General features: G+C 57.2%; 13 protein-coding genes and 1 pseudogene. 6 read left to right on the plus strand and 8 right to left on the minus strand.

Annotated features, from left to right (window positions below; all coding sequences use genetic code 11):
* Nucleotides 1-106: 106 nt before the first annotated feature.
* The 5 genes and pseudogenes from P0O24_RS08480 to nifB form a co-directional block, all read right to left on the minus strand.
* Nucleotides 107-1,756 carry a hypothetical protein gene (locus tag P0O24_RS08480; RefSeq protein WP_316969319.1) on the minus strand — a complete coding sequence of 550 codons (1,650 nt, stop codon included), beginning with the start codon at nucleotides 1,754-1,756 and terminating at the stop codon, nucleotides 107-109.
* Between the two features lie 143 nt (nucleotides 1,757-1,899).
* On the minus strand, nucleotides 1,900-2,766 hold the full coding sequence (locus P0O24_RS08485) for an NB-ARC domain-containing protein (RefSeq protein ID WP_316969320.1): 867 nt from the start codon (nucleotides 2,764-2,766) through the stop codon (nucleotides 1,900-1,902).
* Nucleotides 2,767-2,802: 36 nt separating this feature from the next.
* Nucleotides 2,803-3,054: pseudogene (locus P0O24_RS12555) on the minus strand (DUF4062 domain-containing protein); the annotation flags it as partial.
* 80 nt (nucleotides 3,055-3,134) lie between these two features.
* Nucleotides 3,135-3,923 (minus strand): ATP-binding protein, encoded by a 789-nt coding sequence (locus P0O24_RS08490; protein ID WP_316969321.1) that lies wholly within the window; start codon nucleotides 3,921-3,923, stop codon nucleotides 3,135-3,137.
* Nucleotides 3,924-3,960: 37 nt separating this feature from the next.
* Nucleotides 3,961-4,857: a nitrogenase cofactor biosynthesis protein NifB gene (gene nifB, locus P0O24_RS08495; RefSeq protein WP_316969322.1), complete on the minus strand. Its 897-nt coding sequence runs from the start codon at nucleotides 4,855-4,857 to the stop codon at nucleotides 3,961-3,963.
* Nucleotides 4,858-5,034: 177 nt separating this feature from the next.
* On the opposite strand from nifB, the gene P0O24_RS08500 reads away from it, so the two are divergent.
* Nucleotides 5,035-5,322: a signal recognition particle protein Srp19 gene (locus P0O24_RS08500; protein ID WP_316969323.1), complete on the plus strand. Its 288-nt coding sequence runs from the start codon at nucleotides 5,035-5,037 to the stop codon at nucleotides 5,320-5,322.
* Between the two features lie 78 nt (nucleotides 5,323-5,400).
* Here P0O24_RS08500 and P0O24_RS08505 read toward each other — a convergent pair whose 3' ends face one another.
* Nucleotides 5,401-5,694, minus strand: coding sequence for a DUF211 domain-containing protein (locus P0O24_RS08505; RefSeq protein ID WP_316969324.1), 294 nt, complete (start codon nucleotides 5,692-5,694; stop codon nucleotides 5,401-5,403).
* Nucleotides 5,695-5,770: 76 nt separating this feature from the next.
* Here P0O24_RS08505 and P0O24_RS08510 point away from each other — a divergent pair, with 76 nt between their 5' ends.
* The 5 genes from P0O24_RS08510 to uvrB all read left to right on the plus strand — a co-directional run bounded on the left by P0O24_RS08510 (nucleotide 5,771) and on the right by uvrB (nucleotide 10,909).
* Nucleotides 5,771-6,421 (plus strand): histidinol phosphate phosphatase domain-containing protein, encoded by a 651-nt coding sequence (locus P0O24_RS08510; protein ID WP_316969325.1) that lies wholly within the window; start codon nucleotides 5,771-5,773, stop codon nucleotides 6,419-6,421.
* Between the two features lie 18 nt (nucleotides 6,422-6,439).
* Nucleotides 6,440-6,853, plus strand: coding sequence for a DUF2209 domain-containing protein (locus tag P0O24_RS08515; RefSeq protein ID WP_316969352.1), 414 nt, complete (start codon nucleotides 6,440-6,442; stop codon nucleotides 6,851-6,853).
* A complete protein-coding gene (gene hflX / locus P0O24_RS08520; protein ID WP_316969326.1) occupies nucleotides 6,850-8,118 on the plus strand; it encodes a GTPase HflX in 1,269 nt (422 codons plus the stop codon). The genes P0O24_RS08515 and hflX overlap by 4 nt, the downstream gene beginning before the upstream one ends.
* A 6-nt stretch (nucleotides 8,119-8,124) precedes the next feature.
* Nucleotides 8,125-8,856 (plus strand): UPF0280 family protein, encoded by a 732-nt coding sequence (locus tag P0O24_RS08525; RefSeq protein WP_316969327.1) that lies wholly within the window; start codon nucleotides 8,125-8,127, stop codon nucleotides 8,854-8,856.
* 61 nt (nucleotides 8,857-8,917) lie between these two features.
* A complete protein-coding gene (gene uvrB, locus P0O24_RS08530; RefSeq protein ID WP_316969328.1) occupies nucleotides 8,918-10,909 on the plus strand; it encodes an excinuclease ABC subunit UvrB in 1,992 nt (663 codons plus the stop codon).
* Between the two features lie 56 nt (nucleotides 10,910-10,965).
* On the opposite strand, the gene P0O24_RS08535 is transcribed toward uvrB, so the two are convergent.
* A complete protein-coding gene (locus tag P0O24_RS08535) occupies nucleotides 10,966-11,283 on the minus strand; it encodes a carboxymuconolactone decarboxylase family protein (RefSeq protein ID WP_316969329.1) in 318 nt (105 codons plus the stop codon).
* 353 nt (nucleotides 11,284-11,636) lie between these two features.
* A complete protein-coding gene (locus tag P0O24_RS08540; RefSeq protein ID WP_316969330.1) occupies nucleotides 11,637-13,739 on the minus strand; it encodes a cation:proton antiporter domain-containing protein in 2,103 nt (700 codons plus the stop codon).
* Between the last annotated feature and the right edge of the window lie 12 nt (nucleotides 13,740-13,751).

The following is a 13,751-nucleotide window of genomic DNA, read 5'->3' on the forward strand; positions in this document are numbered from 1 at the left end:
GGCCATTTATCTTTTTGACGCGAGTGAACGATTTCATATGCATATTTAGGCACATAATACTATTTAAAGATTGAGGTAGATGGTATCGAAAATCATCTTGATATGCCTAAATCATGGGGAACTTAGGATAAAATTCATCCTTTATTTCTCCAATTTTGACGGTGTTCAAAATTAGTGGATTTATTTTTTGTAATTCAATATTATTTATCTCGGTTACTTCTGATGGGATATGTCTTAAGATGTCATATTTAAGTTGACTAATAATGCTAGAAGTTCTTTCGCGGATACCTGATCTCATGGATCTTGAATAAGTATAGTTTATTGTTTTTACTGTATATTTTCTTAAAGATACTTTATTAATTTTGTAGGCAGAGGCGAGTATCTCATCTTTATAAGGAAAGTATGGTGCTATGTCGACCAGCACCTTCGATTTCACTCCTTCATCTCTTATTTGATCAACTATGTGGAGCAGAGATCGAGGTTCACGAAGTCTTGGCACGATCTTGACGATCGTCCTTCCTTTTATCATTCCATCATCAATTTGTCTGATCAAATTTAAAATGAGCTGAGAATCAGATAAGTTAGGTATGATCTTAGCAAGAGCCGAATCCTTCAAATTTCGGTCTTTAATTTGATTTACCAAATCGGGAATTTCGTCGGGCTTAGGATGATGAAGGATCACCTCTATCAAAGCGTCTGTTCTAGTTTTGTCATCACTAATAACTTCTATGATTGCCATACATTCATTTAAAATATCCTTTTTTTCCGGATCTGTTATATGAGACATGATCTCAGATAGTACTTTTACTTTAAAATAATTATTCTCAATCTTTTGAGCATATATAACCCCCTTTTTCGGAGTCCAAAATTTATTTTTAACTAAATATAAAATTAAATCGGGTGGGACGTTTGAGACCAAATTATTTATAGAAGATATCATTAACGCGTATCGGGTTTCCAAACCAACTTTATCCGTGGCATTTGATTTTTCAATATCGGATAACGAGCACGTTTCCATTATATCCCAGGAGCGGAAAATGTTTTCGATATATCCTCCTATCTGCCCTAAAAGTTCACGGGTTTGATACCAAGCGTTTTTACCATCTACTGTCTCCTCACTAAGCAAACAGTTAATATAATCAAGCCTATCAGCCTTTTCCATGTGCCAAACCAGATTTTCGTGAATATAACCATCATTTGGTAAAGTATGCCAAAATCCTTGCCGACACTTCTCACGATAGCATCCAAGCAGGTAAGAATGGGCTTCTTTAAGCTTCAACCCCAGTCCAGGGATATCTCCCTGATTAGACGGCTTTATAGGATCAATTATTAAATTTATACATAGATCGTGCAACAAATCATGAATTCGATATGTTTGAACGTTGACATCTAGTCTCTCCCCTGTTAAAAGAAGAGCTTTATTTCTGAGATAGCGTAAAATATCTTGAGCAGTCCGAGGATCCGTTTTCCAGAGTGTTGCAGTCATTTTTGGGGTCAATACCACATCTTCAGGTAAAACCCCTAACCAGATAAATGCGAATCTTTTATCCATAGGCAACCGGTGCAAACTAAGTTGGAATGAAGCTCTTAAACTCAGATTTCTACGCATCGCCTCATCAGATACATCCGTAATACCAGGTGTATCCAAGGTCTCCAGCCTAGCCACTTCCGCATTGAGATCACTCAACAATTCCGTCCAGGTGACACCATCCTCAACCTGAGACGCCGCCAATTCTAAAGCTAGTGCATGGGTCATCGGTTAAGGAGTTTAAGCTACACAATATTTCCATTTTTCACACGAATTATGCGTTATCTAGATTTGATCCGATTTCAAGACTGACTTGCTGTAGCCTCTTTGACCAAGCCAATCTCACCGTACTTGCTACCGAGATCGCTGCCTCATCGCGATTCTTCTCTTAACCGATGACCAATGAAAGCTAGTGGTAAACGACCAACGATTCGAATCAAATCGATAGCTTTTTGCCGATCAGAATATTCGAATTCGCGCCCCAAACGCGCAGATAAAAGTGCCAGCGATTGGTCCTCAGTCATTACATCCAGATCGTAACAAGCTGAACCTACTGCTTTGGCTATGAGTGAATCACGGGTCGTTATTAAAACCTGACAGAGAGACCCACCAACCAGAAAAGGCTTAACTGAAACAAGATCCCAAGCGTCATCTATTACCAAAAGTACAGATTTATCGTGCAAAATAGATTTCAAGTATATTGATGCGGCTTCTGGAGTTGTGGGGTGAAATTCATAATTGCCAAAAGAATAAATCCAGTTAGTTAAATGTGAAAGAACATCTGGCGTTTGGCCCAAAGTTACCCAAATTATGCCATCAGAATATCGCCGTTGTATATCTTTATCATGTGCTAGAAAAGATGCCAAGACGGTTTTACCTATTCCACCCAGTCCATGAAGTGCGCTAATAACAAGTACTCCAGAACAGCTTGGAACGCAATTAAGCAAACGATTTTTGATTAACAGACTATTCTCCAGACGCGGAACGAAATACTCAGGAAGTGGTGGTACTTGAAAGGGTACACAAGCAACACTCTCTTTAACTAATTTTTTATTCTTTCCACCCTCCCAATTGTGAATAGCCTGCCTTACCTTACCACTCAAATTTTCCGGTGTTTCGAAAGCGTCCCTTATCCGCTCACTATAAATACGTTTTCGAAAAGCCTGCAGTTTTCCATAGATCTGATCTGGTTCTCGGAGACTTGAAGGTGGTGATACTGCATCGGCAGCTACGAACATAAGCCTCGGAATCTCAGCCTCTACTGCAACGTCGTACTCCCTCTCCGTGTACGACTTCTCGCTTCCCTCGGGGCAACTTCCATAGAGATGCCCGACTATGCCCACAAATAAATCGCACTCGTTCACCTTGGACCGGCAGAAGTCGTCCGATTCATAATCCCGAGCGCCGAAGTCCTCCATGCGGACGCAATGGTAGTCGTCAAGCCCCTCGATCGCCTTGTAAACTGCATCTCGATACTCCTGCAGATCTCTTGTTGTCGAGCTGAGGAAAACCTTTTTGATGGCCATGGAGATTCAGATCAGAGGTTAGACGAAGGCCTAAAAATAGTTTTGGATAGAACTTGCAGAAATCATCATCAGCGCCCCTCTCACCCCTGCACCTCGCCGTCGATCCCGAGAATGAAGCTCTTCACCGCCACCTCTTTACCCGCCCTCTTCAGAGCCTGCAGGACGAACGCCTCCAGGTTCGAGCAGCAGGGGACCTCCATCTCCAGGACGGTGATATCCTCCAAATCGTGGGCGGCGAGGATCGCGGCGAGCCGCTCGACGAACTCCTCCCGTTCATCGAGCTTGGGGCAGCCGATGAGAGTCACCCTCCCTCTGATAAAATCCCGGTGGACGGCTGGGGATGCAAAGGCGGTGCAGTCTCCTGCGATCAGGAGCCGGGCTCCGTCGAACGAAGGCGAGTCGACGGCGGCGAGCCTCATCTGGACCGGCCAGTTGGAGAGCTCCGGCCGGGGTGCGTCGCCCGCCGTCCCCGGACCCGAGGGGCGGCTCCGCCTCCCGGCGAGCTTGGAGGAGGCGAGCCTTCCCGCCCCCGCGCCCGTCCCCCTCAGGGCTGCGGGGCAGCCGCCTTCCCCCTCGGTGGGGCCGTCCTCGCAGCCCCTCCCGCGCCCCGGCGATCGGGCCTTGCGGGCCGATTCGACGGCCACCTTCGCCGCCAGCTCGTCGAACTCCTCCGCCTCCCGCTCCTCCATCGATAGGGCTCCCGCGGGGCATTTGCCGATGCAGGCTCCAAGGCCGTCGCAGAGGGACTCCCTCACCACCTTCGCCTTGCCGTCGATGATCTCGATGGCGTTCTCGGGACAGGCGAGGACGCAATTTCCGCACCCGTCGCATAGGGACTCGTCTATCTTTATGATCTTCCTCATCACCATCTTCGTCCACCCCCGCCCAGGGTTCAGATCGACGCTTTTAATCAGATTTTTCAAACTCCTGCTGGATGTCGCAGCCGAGCTTTCCTATGGCGTCGGACCTGCACTGCCGGCAGTGCCTCATCTGCTTCATGATCTTGGCGAGGTCGTCCTGAACCTTCTTCTTTTCGGCCCGGCTGGGGGGCGAGAGGTGGGAGAAGCGGTACTGGGGGATGAGGGGCATCACGTTCTGGATGTAGACCCCCAGACCCTTGATCGTCTCGGCGATCTCGACGACGTGATCGTCGTTGATCGTCGGGATCAGGACGGTGTTCACCTTGACGATCATCTTCCTCTTCACCGCCTCTGCTAGGCCCCTCAGCTGGTGGTCGAGGAGGATCTCCGCCGCTTCAAGGCCCGTATACTTCTTGCCCTCGTAAGTGACGTGCTCGTAGATCTCCTTTCCGATCTCGGGGTCTACGGCGTTGAGGGTGACGGTGACGTTGCTGACGCCGAGGGCGTCGAGGCGGTCGATGGTGTCGGGGAGGAGGAGGCCGTTGGTGCTGACGCACAAGATGACCTGGGGATACTTCTCTCCTACGAGCCGGAAGGTCTCGAAGGTCCCCTCGTTATAGAGCGGCTCGCCGGGACCCGCCACCGCCACCACCTTGATGTAATGGATCTTCTCCATCACCTCGTCGACCCTGGCCAAGGCCTCCTCCGGGGAGAGGACCTGGCTCGTCACCCCCGGCCTGCACTCGTTGACGCAGTCGAAGTCTCGAACGCAGTAGTTGCACTGGATGTTGCACCGAGGGGCGACGGCGAGGTGCATCCTGCCGAAGCGGTGGCATGCCTTCTCGCTGAAGCAGGGATGCTCCTGGATCCTCCTCAGCTGCTCGGGGTCCCATGGGACCTCCTGGTCCCCGACCTTGGCGGTGGGATACTCATTCTCGCTCATGATCACGAACTCCAGGGATCATTTCGGCATTTCTTCTCTAAAAGGCTATCCCAAACCGCCCCAGAGACGAGGAGAGGGCGAAAGGATCGATGACGGAGAGGACGAGACCATCGATCATGCGGCCAGGTCGAAAGGGCCAAAAATCTTATCCCGCAAAGGCGCATGATACCTCCTCGTATGTCCAAGAAAGAGGGGCGAGTGGTGATCTGGCCCGCCTACATCGACGCCGCGAGGTCCAGGGGCCAGGGAAGAGCGATCTCAAAGCGCGACGCCATTGATAAACCGTCCATCGACGAGATCATTATGGCGGCCATGGAGCTGGGGTTGCAAGCAGAGGCGCAAAGGGATAAGCATTACCCAAAAGAGTGGTGGGAGAAGTCCGGCCGCGTCCTGGTACCCAAGAGGGGGGCGAAGACCGCCCTCGTAAAAGAGATCGCCAAAATGATCAAGAAAAGGCGCGGTTGATCATGCCTGCCGATAGGCAGGGACCCGGCCAGCCGTTCCGCGAGATCTCCGCCGATGGAAGCGGTTCAGGGCCGAAAGTCATCGGTCCTGGGCGGTCTCCACCACTTCGACGATCTCTTTTCCGGCTACGACCTCGTCGATGCTGTGGATGACGCCGCCGAAGTCCTCTATCACAGACTCCACGGCGAGATAGTCGATCTTGTCCCCCTTGATGGTGATCTTGATCGTCTCGGTCTGCTGGTCCACTTCGGAGAGGCTCAGATTCACCCCAGTGATCCCGCCGAGCTTGCTGAGGGCGTCGGCGAGATCCAGGATTGTGGGGACATGGGGCTTCAATACGTCCAGTACCAAACGTCTGATGGCGGTGGTCATCTAAAACTCCCGGCGTTATCTTGGGCGGGTTCTGTTGAAGGCAATACTTAATAATGTTTGTGATTCAGGCGAGCCTATGATCGACCTTCACACTCACACCGTATTCAGCGACGGCGAGCTTATCCCCAGCGAGCTCGTCCGGAGGGCCGAGATGAAGGGATATAGGGCTCTTGGGATCACAGATCACGTCGACTTCACCAACGTGGAGACGGTATTAGAACAGGTCTCCAAGGTGAAGGAGCTGGAGGAGGTTCTGGATATGAGAATCCTCTCCGGCGTCGAGCTCACCCATGTACCCCCAGCGAAGATGGAGAAGCTCGCAACCCTCGCCCGGAGGCTCGGCGCCGATCTCATCGTCGTCCACGGAGAGACCCCGGTGGAGCCGGTGGCTCCTGGTACCAACCGCAAAGCCCTGGATATCGGGGCCGATATCCTCGCCCATCCGGGCTTTATAACCCCCGAGGAGGCTGACCTGGCGAGGGAGAACAACGTCTGCCTCGAGCTGACAGCCCGGCGAGGGCACAATTCGACGAACGGCCACGTGGCGAGGCTCGCCCTGGAGGCGGGGGCGAAGATCGTCGTCGACACCGACGCCCACGCCCCCGAGGACCTCATCGACCGAAAGAGGGCGATCGAGATCGCCAGAGGGGCGGGGCTAACCCTGGAGATGGCGACGGATGTCGTCGAGAAACACGCCATAATCGACCTCTTAAGCCGATCTGACTAAAGAGATGGTACTTTGGACGTGGTGGCGGTCGACATATCGGGGAGGCACGCGGAAGGCGATAGGTACATCATGGTCTCTGCCTCGGTGGAGGCGAGGATATCCCCCGAGGGGATCGAGAGGGCGAGGGGGATGAAGCTCGTACCCCTGGTAGCAGGGTCGGTGGATATGGAGGTGGTGATCGGTCTCATCGAGGAGTCGGTATCGGGGCTTTCGGGCGTCGTCATCGCCGAGAGGGGCGACCTCTACAACCTCGCCCGGTGGCGGGTCGAAAGCATCCTGGGGCGGGAGTTCAAGTACCCCGAGTCCCGGGGAGAGAGGAGGGCGATGGAGCTCGCCCACCACGCCTCCTTTGCGGGGCGGAGGCTCGCCCTGAAGCTGATGGACGAGGAACTGGGCTTTGGAGCCGGAAGAGAGGCGGCGGGGGGGATATGACGAAGGAGAAGACTGCGGTCCTCCTCTTCAGGGAGGACCCGAAGGAAGAACTCCGCCCTGAGGAGGTGGCGGAGCTCCGGGGGCTCGCCGAGGCGGCAGGATACAGGGTCCTCGCCGAGGTCTCCCAGCGGAGGGGGAGGGACAGGAGGTTTCAGCTGGGGAGGGGGAAGATCGCCGAGGCCGCATCCTACGAGCCGGAGAAGCTGATATTCAACGACCCCCTCAGCCCCGGCCAGATCTTCAACATCAACAAGGAGTTTCTCCTCCAGCCGATGGACCGGTTCAACCTGATCCTGGAGATCTTCGCCTCCCGGGCCTCTACCCGGGAGGCGATCCTCCAGGTGGAGCTCGCCCGCCTCTCCTACGAGGCGCCCTTCGTAAAGACGATGGAGTCGCTGAAGAAGCTGAGCGAGCGTCCAGGATACCGGGGATCGGGGAGGTACGACGTCTCGATGTATAGGGACATCACGGGGAGGATGGCGAAGATCAGGGCGGAGCTCCGGGGGGTGGAGGAGACGGGGGAGAGGAGGCGCAAGAGGCGAAAGGAGCAGGGCTTCGACCTGGTGGCCCTGGCGGGCTACACCAACGCCGGAAAGAGCACCTTATTCAACCGCCTCGCCCAGGAGTCCGTCGCCGCAATAGACCAGCCCTTCACCACCCTATCGCCCACGACCCGGGCGGTGGCGGCGGGGGATAGACGGTTCCTCCTCACCGACACCGTCGGGTTCATCGACGACCTCCCCCTCTTTCTGATCAAGGCCTTCCGGTCGACCCTGGCGGAGATCGTCGAGGCGGACCTGGTCCTTCTGGTGGTGGACCTCTCCGATCCGCCAAAGCTTTTGAGAGATAGGGTCGCCTCCTGCCACGAGGCCCTCTGGGACTGCGGATGTTACGCCCCCATCATATCCGTCCTGAACAAGGTGGACAGGATCGACCCCGAGGTCGCCCTGGAGAGGTCCGATCTGATCCGGGACCTGGCCCCAAACCCAGTCTTCATATCCGCCCGGGAGGGCCACGGCATCGAAGTCCTCTTCGATATGATCGCAGAGAAGCTCCCTCCCCAGGAGGAGTTCGTCATCCGCCTGCCGTCGTCGGAGGTGGGGATGGGGCAGCTGTCGAGGCTCTACGAGGTGGCGGAGCCGATAAAGGTGAGGTACGGCCAAGAGATCGAGGTCCTCCTGAGGGGGAGGCGCGAGATCGTCGCAAAGGCGCTGAAGGGGGCAGGAAGGACGTTGATGGATGCAGAGCCTCCGGCGGAGGGGTGACGATAGGTGAAGGAGGTGGCGGATCTCTTGAGGGAGAAGTTTCGGCTGAAGGAGACGATCGTCACCATCACCGCTCAGGAGCGGTCCCACCTGGTGGCGGCGATAGGGGAGATCGCCCTCCAGCGGGCGCTCCTTGAGGAGTTCATCAGATCCGACCCCTTCTTCCTCGTAACCCTGGAGCCCTACGACCTCCCCATCGACGAGGCGCCCCAAATCGTCAGGGAGATGGCGAGGGCGGCCTCGGCCGTCGGAATCGGCCCCATGAGCAGCGTCGCGGGGACGATCGCCCTCTTCGCCCTGGAGGCGATGATCAGAGCCGGGGCGACCCACGCAATAGTCGACAACGGCGGGGACGTTGTCCTCGTCGCCGATCGCCCCGTCCTGACGGGGATCTACGCCGGTCCCTCCCCCCTCAAAGACCTCGCCTTCGAGATCTTGCCGCGAAAAAAGCCCCTGGGCATCTGCACCAGCAGCGGGACCGTGGGCCCCTCCATCAGCTTCGGCTCTGCGGATGCGGCCGTCGTCTTCTCCGAGGACGTCCCCCTCGCCGACGCCGCGGCGACGGCCCTGGGCAACGCCGTCACCGACGGCGCTTCCCTCGCCGACTCCTTCCATGCGGTGGCGGTCCCAGGGATCATCGGAGCCCTCGTCATCCGGGGGGAGGAGATGGCGCTCTTCGGGGATCTTCCGCCGCTGCGGAGGGCGAGGCTCGCCCCTGACCTGATCACGAGGGGCTAACTTGGGCCGCCCCAGGACAAAAACTACTTCCCATCCCGAAGTCCACATCGACGGCATCCCCATGATGAAACCAAGCCAATTTCCTGATCCATCTTCGGATCCCCAGTTCGCCATCGCCTCCGACTTCGAGCCGAAGGGCTCCCAGCCCGAGGCTATCGATGAGCTCGTCTCGGGCCTCGCCTCTGGCCACCGGCTCCAGACCCTCCTGGGCGTCACCGGTTCGGGGAAGACCTACACCGTAGCCAAGGTCATCGACGCCGTCAAGAAGCCGACCCTGGTCATCGCCCACAACAAGACCCTGGCGGCCCAGCTCTACAACGAGTTTCGGGAGTTCTTCCCCAATAACCGGGTCGAGTACTTCGTCTCCTACTACGACTACTACCAGCCCGAGTCCTACATCCCGGCTAAAGACCAGTACATCGAAAAAGACTCCTCCATCAACCCCAAGATCGAGCAGATGCGCCTCGCGGCGACCGCCTCCCTCTTATCCCGGCAAGACGTCATCGTCGTCGCCTCAGTCTCCTGCATCTACGGTTTGGGGAACCCCGAAAACTTCATGAAGATGGGATTTGAGCTGAAGGTCGGAGACCAGATCTCCCGCCGGGAGATCCTGGAGCGGCTCGTCTCGATCCAGTACGAGAGAAACGAGATGGAGCTGGCGCCGGGCAGGTTCCGGGCGAAGGGGGAGACGATCGACCTCGTCCCCGGCTACTTCGACGAGATCGTCCGGATCGAGCTATTCGGCGACGAGGTGGATAGGATATCGGAGATCGACCGGAGGACCGGCGCCCGGCGCGAGGATATGAGGTACTTCTACGTCTACCCCGCTCGCCACTACGTCATCCCCGAGGAGGGGCAGAAGGGGGCGATCCGATCAATCCTGGAGGAGCTGGAAGAGAGGCTGCAGGAGCTCGATATGCTGGAGGCCCACCGATTGCGGCAGAGGACCCTCTACGACATCGAGATGATCGAAGAGACGGGAAGCTGCAAGGGGATCGAGAACTACTCCCGCCACTTCGACGGCCGCAAGGCCGGCGAGCCCCCCTACTGCCTCCTGGACTACTTCCCCGAGGAGTTCCTCCTGGTGATCGACGAGAGCCACCAGACCATCCCCCAGCTCAGGGCGATGTACCGGGGCGACCGGTCCCGGAAGAAGAGCCTCGTAGACTACGGCTTCCGCCTTCCCAGCGCCTATGACAACCGGCCGCTCCAATTCGAGGAGTTCGAGGGGTTCATGGGGCGGGTCATCTTCGTCTCGGCGACCCCCGGCCCCTTTGAGCTGGAGAGGTCCAGCCAGATAGTCGAGCAGATCATCCGGCCGACGGGCCTCCTCGACCCTGAGGTTGAGGTCCGGCCTGCAGAGGGGCAGGTCCGGGACGTGATGCTCGAGATCGAGAAAGTCGTCGAGGCTGGCGACCGGGCTCTTGTGACGACCCTGACCAAGAAGCTCGCAGAAGAGCTGACGGACTATCTCGCGAGAAACGGGATCCGGGCCCGCTACCTCCACTCCGAGATCCAGACGATCGAGAGGACCGAGATCATCCGGGAGCTCCGCCTCGGCAAGTTCGACGTCCTGGTGGGGATCAACCTCCTCCGGGAGGGGCTCGACATCCCCGAGGTGGGGTTCATCGGAATCCTGGACGCGGACAAAGAAGGATTTCTCCGGGACGAAAGGAGCCTCATCCAGACCATCGGCAGGGCGTCGAGGAACGCGAACTCCCGGGTCGTCCTCTACGCCGACCGGATGACCGACTCGGTCCGGGGGGCGGTCAGAAAGACCGAGGAGAGGCGGGCCCTCCAGATGAGGTACAACTCAGAGCATGGGATCGTCCCCAAGACTATAATCAAGACGATCCGGGAGAAGGCCGTCGAGATCACCGAGACGAGGCACATCCCCAAGTCGGATATCCCGAACGTGGTGATCGAGCTGGAGGCCCAGATGAGGGCGGCGGCGGAGGTCCTCGACTTCGAGAGGGCTATCCAGCTTAGGGATACGGTCAAGAAGCTGGAGAAGGAGATGAAGGATGGAGAAGAGGAGATGAAAGCGGCTTGAGGGGAGAGCTGCCGCCGTCTCGCTTCCCCCCCCAAATTCGACCCAATTAACCCCCTCTACTTAAGCTCGTAGAGGATCTTCATCGCCTTCGTGAATGGGGGCATCCCCGAGGTGAGGAGGACGACCCTCAGGACGTCGACGATCTCGTCGTTTGTGACGTCGAACTCCTTTCTCGCGCTCATCATCTGCTTCTTTGTCGCCCTCTCGTCGGAGGACGCTGCAGCGATCCCCATGGCGATGAGCTTCTGGGTCCGATAGTCTATGACCTTTCCTGTGTACGCCGCCTCGTTGAGGCCGACGATCGCCTCGTAGAGATCGGGGTAATCTTTCTTGACCCCCACCATCCCTTCGCCGAAGAATACTTCTTCTTTCATTTTTAATCCACCAACTCCATGAAGGATCTCTTATATTTTATAGCTTTCTCCGCCGATCTCCCGGATCTGAAAAGAGATAAAAGGAGCGGGCGAAAATGGGGAGTTGGAGGGAGGCCGGAGGGCTTTTCGCCCCCCGGCTCAAAGCTGCCCTTACGTTCTCGTCTTCGAATACAGAGGACGGTCCTATCCGGGAGGTTCTATGTGTGCTTTAAGCAGACGATTATCCTGCAAACCAATTTTGGGATTCCCAGAGGCCATCTCCCTGACAGAAGATAATCTGTCATCATTATTATATCTAACTTTTGGACGAAGAGACCGTCAGGAGATCCTCTGAGGGACCGGGGATCAGGGCCTCAGCCTTCCTTCCGGTCGGATCGGTCCGGCGCGCCGGCGTCCTCCATAGATCCGACCTCGCCATCCCCGGAGGTGGCCTCTTCCGGAGGCCTGAGAGCCCCGGCCCCCGCCCGAGGGTACCTGACGGGGTCTCTGAAGAGGTATCTGGACCTGGCGATCTGCTCAGAGGTCCCCAGGACCAGGAGGACGTCCCCAGCGACGATCTCTGTATCGCTGTGAGGGTTCAGGACGTTCCCCGACTCCCTGATGATCCCAATGACGTTCACCCCCAGGGTCTTCCTGAGGGCTATATCGGCGAGGGTCTTGCCACAGGCCGGGGCCCTCACCTCCACCTTGACGGTGACGACCTCGACGTTGGGGAGGTACCGCCTCAGGTCCGAGATCTTGGCAGGCTCGATCTCGGTGTTCCTGAACATATCATAGCCGAGGGACCGGACCTCTACGATCATCTTCTCGATCTCGTTTCTGGGAACCAGGTACTTGGCGAGGACCCGGGAGAAGATTCCCACCGAGGTCTCAAACTCCTCGGGGACGACCTCGTCCGCCCCCAGGTCGTATAGATGCGCCGCCTCGTTGAGGTACCGGACCCGTGCCATGATGTAGACCTTGGGGTTGATCCTCCTCGCCAGCTCCACGATCCTGCGGGTCGCCATCTCGTCGGATACGGCGACGACGACGACCCTCGCCTTATCCACGTCGGCGTGTCGGAGGACGAGCTCCTGGGTGGCATCGCCATAGTGGATCGGCTCGCCGTTCGCCCTCTCCCCCCTCACCTTCTCGGGGTTCATCTCCAGGACCATGTATGAGAGATCTCCGACCCGGGCGGCCCTCGCCAGAGTCCTACCGACGAAGCCGTAGCCAACGATCACCAGATGATTCTCCCTCTTCTCGGGGATCGCCGCGAAGGGAAGGCCGGCCTTAAGCCTCTTGGGGAGGGGGAGGCGGTAGAGGAGGTCGGCCGCCTTCGGGGACCCGGCGATGACGAAGGGGGTTGCGGCCATCGTCAAGATCGAGACCGCGAGGAAGATCTGGTACTCGAACTGGTTTATGATCCCCGAGTCGAGCCCCGTCTTGGAGAGGATGAAGGAGAACTCCCCGATCTGAGCGAGGGCGAGCCCCACCAGGATCCCCGTCCTGAGGGGGTAGCCCAGGAGGACGGATACGCCCCCGGCGATCGCCGCCTTCAGGATCAGAACCCCCAGGGCCACCGCTACGAGAAGATCAGCCCTCTCCAAAAAGAATCCGACGTCCAGGAGCATCCCGATGGAGACGAAGAAGAAGCTGGTGAAGACGTCTCTGAAGGGGAGGATGTTCCCCAGCGCCTGGTAGCTGTACTCCGACTCGGAGATGATCAGCCCCGCGAGGAAGGCGCCCAGGGCCAGGGAGAGGCCGGCGGTGAAGGATATCCAGGCGACGGTGAGGCAGATGAGGACGACGGTCAGGAGGAAGAGCTCGCTCGACCTGAGCCGTACGACCTGGTAGAGGAGGGCGGGGACGATCAGCTTCGCCCCCACTATCACAAGGACGATTATCCCGACGCCCTTCGCCAGCATCAAGAGGAGCGGCATCCCCAGGCTCTCAGAGTACTGTGCCGCGAGCAGCGGGGTCAGGAGCATCATGGGGACGACGACGATATCCTGAAAGATCAGAACCCCCAGGGTGTTTCCGCCGTGGGGAGTGTCGACCTCGTCCTTATCCTGCATGATCTTCAGGACGACCGCCGTGCTGCTGAGGGATACGAGAAACCCGGCGAAGATCGCCTCGTTTGAGGGAAGGCCGATCTTGATGCCGATGAAGGTAGTCACAATGAAGGTGACGGCGACCTGGAGGGGGCCCCCCAACAGAGCGGCCCTCTTGATCCTGAACAGCTTCTCGAAGGAGAACTCGATCCCTATTGCGAAGAGGAGGAGGACGACCCCGATCTCGGCGAGGACCTCGATCTGCTCCACCTCCTGGATCAGCCCCAGGCCGTGGGGTCCGGCCACAACACCCGTCGCCAGAAAGCCGACGACGACCGGCACCTTCAGCCGGTGGCCGACGAAGATGGCGACTATCGATATGATGAATATGACGATGATGTCGTTTAAGAGCTGTATGGCCACAGGTCAGATCTC

Origin of the sequence: Candidatus Methanocrinis alkalitolerans (assembly GCF_029167205.1) — an archaeon.
Classification (GTDB): Archaea; Halobacteriota; Methanosarcinia; order Methanotrichales; family Methanotrichaceae; genus Methanocrinis; species Methanocrinis alkalitolerans.

Bases quoted from the DNA above. Each gene is read 5' to 3' on its own strand.
- P0O24_RS08480 (WP_316969319.1), bottom strand. From the start codon at position 1,756: ATGACCCATGCACTAGCTTTAGAATTGGCGGCGTCTCAGGTTGAGGAT.
- P0O24_RS08485 (WP_316969320.1), bottom strand. From the start codon at position 2,766: ATGTTCGTAGCTGCCGATGCAGTATCACCACCTTCAAGTCTCCGAGAA.
- P0O24_RS08490 (WP_316969321.1), bottom strand. From the start codon at position 3,923: ATGGTGATGAGGAAGATCATAAAGATAGACGAGTCCCTATGCGACGGG.
- nifB (WP_316969322.1), bottom strand. From the start codon at position 4,857: ATGAGCGAGAATGAGTATCCCACCGCCAAGGTCGGGGACCAGGAGGTC.
- P0O24_RS08500 (WP_316969323.1), top strand. From the start codon at position 5,035: ATGTCCAAGAAAGAGGGGCGAGTGGTGATCTGGCCCGCCTACATCGAC.
- P0O24_RS08505 (WP_316969324.1), bottom strand. From the start codon at position 5,694: ATGACCACCGCCATCAGACGTTTGGTACTGGACGTATTGAAGCCCCAT.
- P0O24_RS08510 (WP_316969325.1), top strand. From the start codon at position 5,771: ATGATCGACCTTCACACTCACACCGTATTCAGCGACGGCGAGCTTATC.
- hflX (WP_316969326.1), top strand. From the start codon at position 6,850: ATGACGAAGGAGAAGACTGCGGTCCTCCTCTTCAGGGAGGACCCGAAG.
- uvrB (WP_316969328.1), top strand. From the start codon at position 8,918: ATGATGAAACCAAGCCAATTTCCTGATCCATCTTCGGATCCCCAGTTC.
- P0O24_RS08535 (WP_316969329.1), bottom strand. From the start codon at position 11,283: ATGAAAGAAGAAGTATTCTTCGGCGAAGGGATGGTGGGGGTCAAGAAA.